At 44.0% G+C, this 14,319-nt stretch carries 12 protein-coding genes and 1 pseudogene; 11 read left to right on the forward strand and 2 right to left on the reverse strand.

Annotation, left to right across the window (positions count from 1 at the left end):
- Window positions 1-2: 2 nt before the first annotated feature.
- The 6 genes from J2Z66_RS30235 (at window position 3) to J2Z66_RS30255 (ending at window position 7,084) form a co-directional block, all read left to right on the forward strand.
- The gene (locus tag J2Z66_RS30235; RefSeq protein WP_209976488.1) at window positions 3-2,720 is read left to right on the forward strand and encodes a phospholipase D-like domain-containing anti-phage protein; all 2,718 of its coding nucleotides are present in this window, start codon (window positions 3-5) and stop codon (window positions 2,718-2,720) included.
- Window positions 2,721-2,884: 164 nt separating this feature from the next.
- Window positions 2,885-3,007: a hypothetical protein gene (locus J2Z66_RS43570; protein WP_281068905.1), complete on the forward strand. Its 123-nt coding sequence runs from the start codon at window positions 2,885-2,887 to the stop codon at window positions 3,005-3,007.
- Window positions 3,008-3,215: 208 nt separating this feature from the next.
- Window positions 3,216-3,623: a hypothetical protein gene (locus J2Z66_RS30240; protein WP_209976489.1), complete on the forward strand. Its 408-nt coding sequence runs from the start codon at window positions 3,216-3,218 to the stop codon at window positions 3,621-3,623.
- 410 nt (window positions 3,624-4,033) lie between these two features.
- Window positions 4,034-5,266 (forward strand): nucleotidyltransferase domain-containing protein, encoded by a 1,233-nt coding sequence (locus J2Z66_RS30245; RefSeq protein ID WP_209976490.1) that lies wholly within the window; start codon window positions 4,034-4,036, stop codon window positions 5,264-5,266.
- A 1-nt stretch (window position 5,267) separates the two neighbouring features.
- Window positions 5,268-5,930 carry a hypothetical protein gene (locus tag J2Z66_RS30250; protein ID WP_209976491.1) on the forward strand — a complete coding sequence of 221 codons (663 nt, stop codon included), beginning with the start codon at window positions 5,268-5,270 and terminating at the stop codon, window positions 5,928-5,930.
- 5 nt (window positions 5,931-5,935) lie between these two features.
- A complete protein-coding gene (locus J2Z66_RS30255; protein ID WP_209976492.1) occupies window positions 5,936-7,084 on the forward strand; it encodes an HNH endonuclease in 1,149 nt (382 codons plus the stop codon).
- A gap of 114 nt (window positions 7,085-7,198) precedes the next feature.
- On the opposite strand, the gene J2Z66_RS30260 is transcribed toward J2Z66_RS30255, so the two are convergent.
- Complete coding sequence (locus J2Z66_RS30260; RefSeq protein ID WP_209976493.1) at window positions 7,199-7,426, reverse strand: hypothetical protein; 228 nt, start codon at window positions 7,424-7,426, stop codon at window positions 7,199-7,201.
- 802 nt (window positions 7,427-8,228) lie between these two features.
- On the opposite strand from J2Z66_RS30260, the gene J2Z66_RS30265 reads away from it, so the two are divergent.
- The 5 genes and pseudogenes from J2Z66_RS30265 to J2Z66_RS43575 all read left to right on the forward strand — a co-directional run bounded on the left by J2Z66_RS30265 (window position 8,229) and on the right by J2Z66_RS43575 (window position 13,011).
- Window positions 8,229-9,164, forward strand: coding sequence for a LytTR family transcriptional regulator DNA-binding domain-containing protein (locus J2Z66_RS30265; protein WP_209976494.1), 936 nt, complete (start codon window positions 8,229-8,231; stop codon window positions 9,162-9,164).
- A gap of 152 nt (window positions 9,165-9,316) precedes the next feature.
- Window positions 9,317-9,715: pseudogene (locus J2Z66_RS30270) on the forward strand (ATP-binding cassette domain-containing protein); the annotation flags it as partial.
- A gap of 43 nt (window positions 9,716-9,758) precedes the next feature.
- Window positions 9,759-10,469: an ABC transporter permease gene (locus tag J2Z66_RS30275; protein WP_209976495.1), complete on the forward strand. Its 711-nt coding sequence runs from the start codon at window positions 9,759-9,761 to the stop codon at window positions 10,467-10,469.
- Between the two features lie 59 nt (window positions 10,470-10,528).
- Window positions 10,529-12,811 carry a preprotein translocase subunit SecA gene (locus J2Z66_RS30280; protein WP_209976496.1) on the forward strand — a complete coding sequence of 761 codons (2,283 nt, stop codon included), beginning with the start codon at window positions 10,529-10,531 and terminating at the stop codon, window positions 12,809-12,811.
- 74 nt (window positions 12,812-12,885) lie between these two features.
- Window positions 12,886-13,011 carry a hypothetical protein gene (locus J2Z66_RS43575; RefSeq protein ID WP_281068906.1) on the forward strand — a complete coding sequence of 42 codons (126 nt, stop codon included), beginning with the start codon at window positions 12,886-12,888 and terminating at the stop codon, window positions 13,009-13,011.
- Between the two features lie 40 nt (window positions 13,012-13,051).
- Here J2Z66_RS43575 and J2Z66_RS30285 read toward each other — a convergent pair whose 3' ends face one another.
- Window positions 13,052-13,942: a diguanylate cyclase domain-containing protein gene (locus tag J2Z66_RS30285; RefSeq protein WP_209976497.1), complete on the reverse strand. Its 891-nt coding sequence runs from the start codon at window positions 13,940-13,942 to the stop codon at window positions 13,052-13,054.
- Window positions 13,943-14,319 lie beyond the last annotated feature (377 nt).

Consider the following 14,319-nt stretch of genomic DNA (forward strand, 5'->3'; position numbering starts at 1 on the left):
ATATGACGTTAAAGCGGTTTTCATCACGAACGGAGCGATTGGATACAGAGTTTTTGGCCGAAACCCTTAAGGGCGCATCGAAATATTTCCGTATTGCAGGCTATTTTAGGAGTTCTATTTTCGAGCTGGTTGGCGAGGTAATCTCAAAAATTCCTGAAGTGAAGATTATTTGTAATTCTGAACTGGACTTGGCTGATTTTCAGATGGCAACAAGGCGGAATACAGCTCTTAAAGAGCATTGGAACGAAGTAGATGTTGAAGCGGAAGCACTTCTAAAAAAGGAACGCTATCAGATCCTCGATAAGCTATTGCAGTCTGGTAATGTGGAAATAAGGGTTGTGCCGCGGGAGCGCCTATTCCTTCATGGAAAAGCCGGATCAATACACTATCCTGATGGTAGTCGCAAATCGTTCATTGGTTCTGTTAATGAGTCGAAAAGTGCCTTTGCCCATAACTATGAGCTGGTATGGCAGGATGACGACGAGGAAAGCGCTGATTGGGTAGAGAGGGAATTCTGGGCCTTGTGGAGCGAAGGTGTACCTCTACCGGAAGCCATACTGGCAGAAATCAATCGTGTGGCTAATCGTCGGGAGGTCACGGTAGAAGTATTGAAGCCATCTGAGGTCCCGGCTGCCGCAATGGCTGAAGCTCCGATATATCGGGGCGGGGAACAATTGCAACCCTGGCAGCGCTCCTTTGTAACTATGTTTTTGGAGCATCGGGAAACGTACGGTAAAGCCCGCTTGCTTCTAGCTGACGAGGTCGGGGTAGGTAAAACACTCTCTATGGCAACCAGTGCGCTGGTGGGTGCTCTTCTTGAAGATGGCCCCGTTCTCATTCTTGCTCCGTCCACGTTAACGATTCAATGGCAAATTGAGATGATGGATAAACTGGGGGTTCCCACGGCTGTCTGGTCTTCTCAAAAAAAGGTGTGGCTTGGTGTCGAAGGACAAGTCTTATCTCCCCGCGGAGATGCATCTTCTATAAAAAAATGTCCTTATAAAATTGCTATCATATCGACTGGTTTGATCATGCACCAGCGGGAGAGGTCTGAGTTCGTCAAAGAAGCAGGGATGCTCCTTAAGAATCGATTCGGGACAGTCATTCTGGATGAAGCACATAAAGCACGAGCAAGAGGTGGACTGGGCGATAAAGCGGCTGAACCGAATAATCTTCTTGCTTTCATGCATCAAATTGGAAAGCGTACTCGGCATTTGATACTCGGTACTGCAACCCCCATCCAGACAGAAGTGCGAGAGTTATGGGATCTTTTAGGGATATTGAATAGTGGAGCAGAGTTTGTTCTGGGTGATTCATTATCCCCTTGGCGAGACCATGAACAAGCGATCCCATTAGTAACTGGGAAAAGTCAGGTCACTTCCGAGCGAGAGGCTTGGCAGTGGTTAAGCAACCCACTGCCTCCATCTAATGAACATCATATAGTCCAGCAGATTCGTGATCACTTGGCGATTGACTCCCAGTCTTTCTTATGCGCTCACCGGTTTGAAGACCTGGACTATATGATTCAGAACATGTGGCTATCTGAGTGTTTGGACCCCGGCTTTTTTAAAGATAATAACCCAGTATTACGTCATACCGTTTTAAGAAAGAGAAAACAGCTTGAAGACGATGGACTATTAGAAAAAGTCGGTGTGAATACGCATCCGATAACCCGAAACCTGGCACAATATCAGTCTCGCTTTGTTGGCTTGGGGATTCCAACAAACACACCCTTTCAGGTAGCATATGAAAAAGCCGAAGAGTTTTGCAAGCTTCTTCAATCCAGGACCAAAGCTGGAGGCTTTATGAAATCCCTGATGTTACAGCGTATTTGTTCGAGCTTTGCGTCTGGGTTAAAAACTGCACAGAAAATGCTTAAGCATTCCATTTCAAATGAGGATGAGGACCATACTGAAGAGGTAGAACACATTCTTACTGAAATGACGTCTGCAGAAGTTGCCTGTCTCAAAGCAATAGAGACACAGCTATCACGTTCTGAAGCAGTAGATTCTAAACTCAATACCGTGAAGTGGTTCTTAACTGAATTCAGGACTGACGGGAAAACATGGCTTGAACATGGCTGTATTATTTTCAGCCAGTACTTCGATACGGCGGACTGGATTGCCAAAGAGCTTGCCAAGTCTTTCAAAAGCGAAGTTGTGGCCGTATATGCGGGTGTAGGTAAGAGTGGACTTTTTCGAGGCGAGCAGTTTAACAATGTCGAACGTGAAGTAATAAAGGCGGCTGTTAGAACCCGTGAAATCCGGCTGGTAGTTGCAACCGATGCGGCCTGCGAGGGTTTGAACCTTCAAACACTAGGCACCTTGATTAACGTTGATCTTCCTTGGAACCCGTCTCGGCTTGAACAGCGTTTAGGTAGGATCAAGCGGTTCGGTCAGGCTCGTAAGTTTGTCGACATGCTCAATCTTGTCTACAGTGAAACTCAGGATGAGAAGGTTTATAACGTCTTATCAGAACGCCTGCGTGACACTTATGATATATTCGGCAGCCTCCCAGACACAATCGATGATGAATGGATTGAAGACGAGGAAGAGCTTAAAGGCCGAATGAATGAATACATGCATGAAAGGAAAAAGGCTCAGGATGCTTTCTCTGTGAAGTATCGTGGAACCTTAGATCCTGAGGCACATTTATGGGAACGATGTGCTTCTGTTTTATCTCGTCGTGACATTGTAAATAAACTCAGTGAGCCTTGGTGATAAGACCCACATTCTCGAGAAACGTGAATAAGAAATACGGGAAAGGCCAACTATATAGGCCTTTCTCTTTTCTTTTTGCTCGATTCTTACCCCAGAAGACACCAGCTAAGCCGCGGCGCAGAGATAGTATTAGGTGTGGATTCGACGGCTAGAAGTTGAGCGCGATGCGAAAAAAATTCGCCGTTAGACCCGTTACGGCGAACCGTACCACAATTAACGGCAAGTTTTTTCGGAAAATCTCGCAGCGGGCTTGGAAAGGGGCATTGCCAGGCAAGGGTTTGGGATAGGCCACGTTAGGCGGCAAAGTCGGCGCAAACGGGCTTCTGCGAGCTTTTTGAGGTCACAAAACGATGCGGTATCTGGAGGGGGACTTTTGCTTGCGGAAAGCAAAAGCCCCTCCGCCGTTTTGGCGGAAGGGGCAAGCTCAAAAAAATGCTTTTGGACGGTCGGGTCAAACTCTAGCTCTATCCCGGCGACTTTGCGTCTGTCCTCCATTTGGACTTGTTTGACCACGGTCTGGAGCAACGTCTTCTGCGTTTCGGGAGGCGCTTCTTCCAGTTCGTTCAAGGCGAGCTGTTGCTCCTCGGTCAGGAAAGTGTCTTTGTACTGGACGTGGAACGGCTCGCCCAGTTCTTTGGCCCAAAGGACGGCACTGGCGACGTCTCCGCCATGGAACTCGGGAGCTTCGGCGAAGCTTTCTTCCTCCCAAACGAAATCTGCCTCCTGCTGATGCTCGTCGACGAAGAGGAAGGAGTCGGAGCCGTCGACATAGGGGTTCGTTCCCGCTTGGGCATCCGTGGTTTGGAGGACGACGCGGACGCGGTGCGTCGGCTGCCGCTCGGCTGGCGTTCGCCTGAGGCCGTTTTCTCCCTGTTGTTAATTGACTTATTCATAGATAATTAACATTGATAGCTGAGCCATTAAACCTTTATAGTCTGCTCTATGACTTAAGTGAATTGACTCAGTGGATGGGGAACGAATGATCCCATCAGGGCTTGTACAGACACAAAGCTTTACTGTATAATGGATAATAATAGCACTCGATTGTTCCGAGTGCTAACGGTAGTTGGACAGGGGGGATTGTATGAGATGTAGAAAATAAAAAAACAAGCGTAAGTGGTGGCACACTCCGCTTGTTTTCGGCAATCCGGTTTCAGGTGAGAAGTGGCATTCTCAACCTAAAAAGAAGGTATCGGTGTAGTGCGAGTTACACACTACATATGTATAACTGAGGAACCTATACTTATGTATACGTCAAGAGCGACGGATATCCTTCTAATTTTCAAAAAAATTAATAGAAGGATGAACTTTTTATGACAATTGAACTGGAATCAAAAGTATCTTCTTTATTAGAGGGCATCGCATCGCGACTAGACATTTCCCCTACTAAATATAAGCAAGCTGTCGACAGATATACTGCCGTTAGTAGCTGGATTGCTGAGGGCGAGTTTGAAGGTGTGGAGGATATCCATTTTTACCCACAAGGTTCATTCAGACTCGGGACTGTCACAAGACCAATACGAAATGGAAGAGACGCTGATTATGATATCGATTTAGTAAGTGAATTTAAGATTTCAAAAAAAAGCATCACTCCACAAAAATTAAAGGAAGTCGTAGGAACACGAATTGCAGAACATGAGAAGTATAAAAAGATGCTTGATGAAGAGGGGCGACGTTGTTGGACCTTGCTTTATGCAGAAGAGGACGGAGTAGGATTTCATCTTGATGTTCTGCCTGCTGCTCCAGAGGAGGCTTCTTTGAGAACAAGTCTTATTGACTTCAGAATAGCCGAGAAGGCTATCGCTATAACTCATAAGAATAAGAACAGTACTTATAATTGGTCCTCTAGCAATCCTAGTGGTTATGGAGATTGGTTTGATAATATTAATAAGGTTGCCTTTGAATCTGCAAAATCACTGCAACAGCGCAGCCTTTTTGAAAATAATAGGGACATATATGCAAGTATTGACGAAGTACCTGACGCGCTTATTAAGACTCCTCTGCAGCGAGCGATCCAGATATTAAAACGTCATAGGGATGTTCGCTTTATCAACCACTCCATGGCCCCAGACAAACCGATTTCTATGATTATAACTACCTTGGCAGCCAAGCTATACAATAGGGAACGAGATGTCTTTTCTACTCTTCGTAATATTGTAACTCATTTGGATGTGTTATCTGATCTACTAAAGCCAGGATTTAGCCTAAATAAACAACTCCAAGGGCAAAAATTAATTACAAGGAATTCTGATGGCACGTGGTCCATTCTGAATCCAGTTAATCCAAGCGAAAATTTCGCAGATCGTTGGCATGAGAACAATCATCAAAAGGCAAAGGCTTTTTTTGAATGGACTAAATGGGTGGGGGATGACATTATCGATATTATTGGAACAAACGATGTGGGTAAAATTGTTAAATCATATGAGTCGACCTTTGGCCAAGTTTCAATTTCAACTGCCAGAGCTCTCGGTTTACCGACCAGCGCGGCAGTATTATCTGCACCTATAGTACATATTTCGAATCCCAACAAACCTTGGGGCAAGTAATATGAACGGGGAGATTGTATGGGAACATTTTAAGGAGTTGCAGCAATATTTCCCTAATGTCTCTTTGAGCTATGAGAACGATAGATTTTATGTCCGTGGTGAAATCCAATTCCGTGCTCAATATCTTGACGATGAGCAGGTAGATGAAGCTTATTTGATCGAGATCGAACTGCCGTCAAGTTATCCAAATGCCCCCCCAATTTCAAGAGAATTGGGGGGGCGGATACCTGATACTTTTCATACTTTTTCAAATGGTACTATGTGCTTAGGGGCACCTATTGCAGTTAAGATGACGTTTGCTCAGAATCCAAATTTATTGGATTTTGTTAGAACCCAATTAATTCCTTATCTCTATTCATTTACTTATAAGGTGCAACACAAAAGTTTGCCTTATGGAGAACTGGATCATGGAGCGAAGGGGATTTTACATTATTACATAGAACTATTTCAAATAGATTCAGCAACTAACTGCCTCAGATTCCTTTACATCTTGGCTTCTGAGAAATATCGTGGTCATCTCTTGTGTCCTTGTGAAGGTGGGGGCATTTTGAGGAGATGTCATGGGCCGTTGCTCTTAGAACTCCAAAAGTATCAAAATCCAGCAGAGTTTAGAATCGAGCTTGTTAATTGTATTGAGTTTGTTGAAAAAAGTAGAAAGAAGTGATGAACATGTCTGAGACTGTTGTACCCCAGCCTGTACGTTACATGCTTTGGGGGAAAGCAGCAGGCCGCTGCCAGTATAGAGGTTGTAATGAGCAACTTCACATTGACCCTAAGACTAAATCTTTAATGAATCGATCATATATTGCTCATATCATTGCAGATAGTCCTGGTGGGCCCAGGGGTGATGAGGTTCTATCCCCGAAACTAGCAAAAGATATTTCAAATTTAATGCTGCTATGCGATACACATCATCGCTTGATAGATGTTAAAGATGTGGACGGACATCCTGCTGAGTTACTCCGAGCAATGAAAAAGGAGCACGAACAGAGAATCGAATTGGTGACCCAAATACAGGAGGACAGACAAAGTCTGGTTGTCTTGTACGGATCAAACATTGGTGATCATAGCTATCCAGTATCTTACGAACGTTCTGTTACAGCACTTTTGCCTGAACGGTACCCTGCTGAACCAAGGCCGATTGAATTAGGCTGGAAAAATAGTTTATATAGCGATCATGAGGAAGATTTTTGGAAAATCGAAAGCGAAAATCTAAAGAGGCAAGTTCAAACCAAGCTCATGCCATTATTAACTTCGGGTAGTACCAAGCATCTATCATTATTTGCACTTGCACCACAACCGCTTTTGATCTCGTTAGGGGCTATGTTGTCCGACTTATTTCCGGCCGATGTTTATCAATTGCAAAGAGAGCCTGTTCAAAAATGGGGATGGGATGATAATGCTGGTGATCTTGAATTTCTCATCCAGGCTCCTGAGGAGATCCACCCAACAGTGGCACTCAATATTTCACTTAGTGCTACAATAGCACCGAGTAGAATAATTGAAGTGCTTGGCCAGGATGTTTCCATCTGGACTCTCACAATACAAATTCCGAATAATGATTTTATGAAAAGTAAATTTCACCTTAGAGCATTCAGACAAACACTAAGAGTGCTATTGGATAGAATAAAGTCAGCTCACGGGCAAAATAATCAGTTGAATATTTTCCCTGCAATGGCTGTATCAGCAGCAGTTGAAGTGGGGAGAATATGGATGCCCAAAGCAGACTTACCGCTAGTAATCTATGATCAAAATAAAAAGAGCGATAGATTTGAAAGGGCATTAGAGATTGCAAAAAGGAATGAAGGTTCCTTTTAATTTGAAAAGAGGCTGTCCCAAAAGATGTAGGTGGCTGAGCACGGTTCCTACAGCCCCACAAGTTCCACCAAACCAACACAAAGGAGAACGTTCATCACGGCGTTCTCCTTCTTGTCATCCATACTCATTCATTGCCTCCTTAGCTTCCATCTGCGCATACGCTTCGCTCAAGCCGATGGACTCATAATACTCCCGCGGCACAGTTTTCATGAGTTCAATCACAGCATCGTGTTGCTCCATCGGGACAAACTGTAGAATCGCTGCTGTGATTGCCTGCCCCCTTGCGGCTTTGCGTATCTTAATTTCCTCTTGCCCATAGTGTCTAGCCGCCTGTTGAGCCATTGTAGAGCTTGTACTTCATCTCCATAGCTCGGATAGCCGTCACAGGAGATATTACATCCATCAGGCCAAGCGTCTTGAACTATTGGAACATTTATTTTGAAGTCCACGGAGCGGGGGAACGAAGTTCAGTTGGGGTTAATAGAATGATTACAGCGAGATTGAACAAGCTCTCTGAGGCTGAAGATAAGCAGAATCGTATTGAAATTATCGACGAACTTAATGAGCTTATGTAGCATCTGTATAGCAGGTATAAGTCTAGCCAACAAAAGTTAGACGAAATTAGGTCGATTCTCAATCAATAAAGTAACGGGGACCCTTCTGCTTTTACAATAGGCACAAGGGTTTTTTTACTGTAATGCCGCCGCGCGGCACACTTAGGAGCATTTTTCGCCGATAGACCCATTAAGCTGAACCGTATCATAAATAGGGCAAGTTTTATGCGGCTTTCCTTGCGGGGCATGGGTTTGAATATATGTGTGCAGGCGATTTTATTCAGCGCTCTTAGGTTCAATAAGGCTGCGGTTACGTAGAATTTAGTTATGCTTGCGATATAGAATCGGCTAGCAGAGATGATATTACCGGCCGCTCCGCTCCATGATAGTCGTCCATCTCCTGATTCCACTTCCTCTCATCGTATTTTCCTCACATATGCATTGTTGATATCTATTCTATGGTCAAAATATATACTATTATGGCTTAGAGAAGACATGCCGTTATATTTTTCAATAGAAACTGACAAAATAGTATCCCAACATTATAATTGTTTTATATAGGCTATAGCAGCACTGACCAGGGGGACGGCATGCAATTTCAACCAATGTATGATGATGGGGAATTATTTCTACCGAAGATCGAATTAAATATGACATCGAACCAATCGATTGGCATTATAACGGACTTGAAGCGAAAGCAGCTTTTAATGAATCAATTAGTGAATCATTCCCAATATTATTTATTTCGCGCTGGGCAAAGCGAGTATATGCGTTTAACGGTGGAAGAGTTAATCACTTTCCTAATCAAAGTAACGGAGAGGAATGAGCGTGTCGCTTTGTTAATGGATTATTTTGCTTTAAACCAAGAACGGAAGGTGAAAATCAAGGATCTAAGCTCATCGAAAAGGATGTATGTGACATTGCTGCGTGCCTTTTTTGCGCATCAACCTACACTTGTGCTGGAGGAACCCTATTTTTACTTGGAAGAACAAGATCGTTGGCATTTTAAACGGATTTTAGATGACCTTTCGAAAGAAAAGCAGATTTTAATTTTAACTTCGAATTTAGAGGATGCCATTATTTCCTGTGATGCCATTTATCGATTGAACGAATCCGGATTTCATCAATTGGATATTCGGGACTCAGAAGAGGATAAGCAGGAAGTGCAGGAACAAGATCGGGCCAATATAACCTTGCAGAAGATTTCTTCAAAAAGAAATGACAAAGTGATTTTATTTAATCCGCCTGAAATCGATTTTATAGAAAGTATAGATGGTTCGATCCTTGTTCATGTAGGTGGGGAAAATTATGACTGTGCTTTGACGCTAACTGAGCTCGAGCAGAGATTGTTAAATTTCGGGTTTTTTAGGTGTCATCGATCCTACATCGTTAATCTGCAAAAAGTAAGAGAGATTATTACATGGACGAAGAATAGCTACAGCTTGCGACTAAATACAGGTAAAGATGCCGTGGTGCCGTTATCTCGTTCAAAATTGCATGATTTAAAAGCACTTCTTAACATTTAATTTCCGTGGTAATGCCGAACCAATCAAGCACTCAGTGGTACCATTCAGGCGATAATAGCTACATTTCGGAGGGTTTTGATGGCTGGAAGCATGCAATCTGTATATATTTAAGCCATCAACTCTAAGGAAGTGGTGTTAATGAATGTTATCCAAGTGGACAGGCAAGTGTATTTAATCAGCCAGCAGAGATGATGCATCAGTCTCCACAGAAGATGCGCTTTGGCATTTTGACGGATAACAGTGGTCTATATGAGAGATTAACTATAGAGGAAAATCTAGAGCTGTATCGCCAATTATATAATCTTCCTAGATCTTCGATCAGTAAGGTGCTGCAGTTTGTAAACTTAAGAGGAGAGCGCAAAAAGAAATTCAATTTCTTATCGAAAAGGATGCGTCAGCGTGTCATGTTGGCATGCGCGATTATCCATGAGCCAGAATTATTATTTTTAGATGAACCTACTTCGGCTTTAGATCCAGTAAACTCAGCACATATTTATAAAGGCTTACGCTACTTAAATGAGAAAGGGACAACGATTTTTTTACCTACGCATGTCTAGGTGATATCTTTATTCAAATGACAGGAAGTGAGTTACTATGAGTATCTCATTAAAACGTGCTCGAGCGATATTTGTGAAGGATTACAAAGAGTTTTCACGCAATTATGCGGTCTCCTTTAGTTTGATTGTTCCAATTCTCTTCGCATTTCTTTTTCGAAGTGCAGGTCCGTCTTTGCCTGGAGCTATCGGTTTTCTCCTAAATATTTCGTTTGTATTACTAACGTGTTTAGTACAAGCATGCTTGATTGCGGAAGAAAAGGAGCGTAACACTTTACGATCATTAATGATGACTCCGGCCACGACCATGGATGTATTAATCGGCAAAAGTACCTTAGTCTTTGTAATGTCTGCTATTGCTCTGGCTATTGCTACGTATATATTGGGCTATGAGCCAGCTAGTATATGGGCGTTTGTGGCAGCAATCATTTTTTCGATTATTCTATACACAGCAGCCGGGACGATATGTGGTTTATTCTCCAAGACGTTACTTGAAGCATCATTATCTATAATGCCTGTAGCGCTCTTATTCACTGGGGCACCATGGGGGGTGTTACTAGCGGATGATTTTCCGATCTACAAAATGCTGGAGTATACACCAAGCGTTCAACTTGTGCATTTGCTAAATATAAGCAATATAGGCTTTACGACGGGAGATTTATTAAAACCCCTCCTCATTATTTTGGCGTGGAGTGTTGTATTAACGATTGTATCTGTTGTTTTGTATCAACGACGGTTAAAGGATGAGTAGTAAAAATTTACTAAAGAACAGCTGTAAACGTATTTCTACAGAGGAGGGATCAAATTCCGATGAATTTAGCCGTCAAGTTGATGCGAGAATTCAAAGACCGCGATAACCGGCATAGGCTGAAAGGCTATCGGGACAAAGCGGAGCTCATCAGGAAACGAAATTTGGAAGCTTGGGATGCTCAGCGGCTGCAATCGGAATCACTCCGGCTGAAAAAGGAAGCAAAATCAGGTACGTCTTTGGATGAGCTGCTTATCGATGCCTATGCGCTAGTCTGCGAGGCAGCGAAGAGAACGCTCGGATTACGGCCTTACGATGTCCAGATCATGGCTGCTATCGCTCTGCACGAGAGGTTTTTGATCGAGCAGCATACCGGCGAAGGAAAAACGCTCTCAGCTGTTATGCCTGCTTATCTAAATGCGCTAACCAGCGAAGGCGTTCATGTGCTTACTTTTAACAATTATTTGGCAAATCGAGATGCAAAGTGGATGGGCCCGATCTATCATTTCCTCGGGTTAACGGTAAACGCGGTTCAAGCAGGCATGAGCTTGTCCGAGAAACGGGAAGCTTACGCCGCGGATATAACCTATGTTACGGCCAAAGAGGCGGGATTCGATTATTTGCGCGACACGATCGCTCTAGACGAAGTCGAAACCGTGCATCGTCCTTTCCACTACGTCATCGTCGACGAAGCCGATTCACTGCTTCTCGACGAAGCGCGGGTGCCGCTAGTCATCGCCGGCGAGCCGGGCTCTTCCGGAAACGACGGCATTCGTTTCGCAGCAGTGGCTAGGCAGCTCGAGCAAGATGAGCATTATGACTTCGATGAGTTCAAGCGAAACGTATATTTAAATGATGCGGGCTCAGCGAAAGCGGAATCACTGCTGGGATGCGGCAATTTGTACGAAAGCCATAATAGTCATTTGTTAATATCTTTAAATTGCGCGCTGCATGCGGAGTTGTTATTGAAAAAAGACGTCGATTACATCGTCCGTGACGGTAAAATCGAGCTGATCGACGAATATACCGGCCGCGTTGCGGAGAACAGGTATTTGCCGGACGGGCTGCAAGCCGCGCTTTCGGCCAAAGAAGGGCTACAGTCGAAAGCCGGCGGGAAAATTCTCGGTACGATCACCCTTCAACACTTTCTAAGCCTATATCCAAAGATTTGCGGAATGACGGCTACCGCGCACGTTTCTGCCATGGAATTCGAAGAAATTTATGCGTTGCAGGTCGTGCAAATTCCGCCGAACCGGCCAAACATACGGATCGATCATCCGCACCGGATTTATACCCATATAGAAGCCAAGCTTAAGGCGATTGTACAAGAAATCTTGTCAGTCCATACAACGGGACGTCCGATTCTCATTGGTACGTCAAGCGTCGAGGAGTCTGACATGCTGGCGGAGGCGCTAGCGGTTGCCGACGTATCTTACCATGTTCTGAATGCGAAAAACGACGCAAAAGAAGCCGAGATCATCGCCAAAGCTGGAGAAATCGGTGCCGTGACAGTGTCTACGAATATGGCGGGACGCGGCGTCGACATTCGGCTCGGCGGCGGCAACCCTAAGCAAGCAGAAGTTGTTTCCAAGCTGGGCGGGTTGTACGTGATTGGTACACATATGCACCAAAGCGTGCGGATCGACAATCAACTGCGCGGGAGATCGGGTCGCCAAGGCGACCCGGGATCTTCCGTATTTTTCGTAAGCTTGGAAGACGAGTTGATGCTTAGGTTCGGTGTCGATAAAGAAATACGCAATCTTAGGCAGGATGAAGCTCTCGGAGAGTCGGTGCTCCACAGCAAAATTGCGCATATTCAGCGCGTTATTATGGGCCAAAACTTCCATATCCGCCAGGAGCTGAACTGTTATTCGGATATGGTGGAGGAACAGAGGCGTATTCTATCCGAGGAGCGGCTCGGAATTTTGAAAGGCGCGACGCCGATGAGCCCTTCGGAGCAGCGGGTGCGGCTTTATTATATCGACAAGTTCTGGGCTGACCATCTGGCATACGTTTCTTACATTCGCGAAAGCATCCATTTGATGAGCCTTACTAACCGAAATCCGATCGACGAATTTCATATGCAAATCATCCAAGCATACGAGCAAATTCCGGCTAAAATAAATAGAGAGTCGGCCAATATGCTCGTAAAGCTAGGAGGTTCGAATGATCCGGCGAAATGGGAAAAGTTCGGGTTGAAGAGCCCTACTTCCACTTGGACTTATATCATCAACGATCAATACATGGAGTACATGCAAAATCCCAGTTCATGGGGCCCGGGGACGATAATTGCTTATTGGATTCGCAAGATGTTGAGGCCGGCATTCGGGTGGTCAAAATTTTGATCGGGACGAATACGAGCGAACGCCCGGGATAATTACTTGCCAATAGTTATTCAGTTGATGGGGATATTCCTTCTATGCCATTCATGCGCCGCGGCGCATTTTTCGCCGATAGACTCGTTAAGCTGAACCGTATCATAAGTAACGGCAAGTTTCATCAGAACCTTTTTATTCTCGATGATCTAATTGCTATCAAACGGTAATCCCCTTCAAAGGATTTGAAGGGGATTACTAAATAGTATCTTAGACACTGTATGATTCGATAGTGAACGAGTTTGGTCCATTTCGCCTTGCGTGCTCAATAACTTCTATTGAAGCCTCGATTATTTTTCGTATATCTGTGCTATTTTTGATCTGACTGGCTAGACCTCCGATATAGCATCCCATTTGTTTCGAACAGCCGATAGTGGCAAACTCAAAACTTCTTATATCATTGATGATACTTTGAGCTGTCAGCTTGGTCACGTCCTTGCTTGCTTTGGCAAATACAATAAATTCATCACCATGCGCACGGCCGATAGTGGCATGACTAAAATATTTGTTGACGTTGGCTTCAATTAATTTATAACAGGCGACAATGACTTTGTCTCCTACTTCGAAGCCATAATCATCATTAACTTGTTTGAAGTGGCTGATGTCAAAGCGAAAAACCGAGAGACCATCATCGTCCGAACATAGAGCAACGATATTGGCCGCTGTTTCAAGAAACATTTCCATATTGGGAATGTTCTTTTTGATCTCATGCACATCCGCAATTCCTATATTCTGCAAATCGATTTTCTTTTTCATTTCAAATCCTTCTTCCTCAATTATTGTTATGAGCCGATCAATTGCAATTTTCTTCTGGATTTGTTCATTTAGTGCCGAGGTGATCTCGATGCGTTTGCGTGTCAATTGGTGGATGACAATCATACTCTCAAGGGGGCCGCTTAAGAGTTCCTTGATTTCACTTAGGGAGAAATCGATATTTTTCAGAATCATGATCCAATTCAAAAGATGAGATTGCTCTGATGTATAGGAACGATAGCTTGTCTCAGGATCAATTGTCGTGGGCTTAAGTAACCCAATCTCATCGTAGTGTCTGAGCATTTTTGTAGTAACATTATTCAATTCTGCGAACTCTCCAATTTTCAAACGAAGACACCCTTTCGAAAGTTATTCCGGCCGGAATTCCTTGATATAAGCATAAACCTTACCATAACAGGAAAGTCAATACTACCAACCATGAAATTTCAATAAAACTTGCCGTTACAGACAGCGCGCTGAACCGTACCATAAGTGACGGCGAAAAAATTTGACGGATACATCGACTTTCTTCATACAAATACAAAGTGTGTAAGCATGTGAGGAATACGGAGATGAGATGCAACGATAAGGAGCCAGGACATTTACCTTAGGGGGATGCCTGGCTCTTTAATGTAGAGGCACTTGTATTTTTCGGAATGAAATGGGCTGCGTTGGGTTCAGCTGTAATCGCTGAGACTTAGAATCTTTCATAATTCTATCATAGG

Source organism: Paenibacillus eucommiae, from assembly GCF_017874215.1.
Classification (GTDB): domain Bacteria; phylum Bacillota; class Bacilli; order Paenibacillales; family NBRC-103111; genus Paenibacillus_AI; species Paenibacillus_AI eucommiae.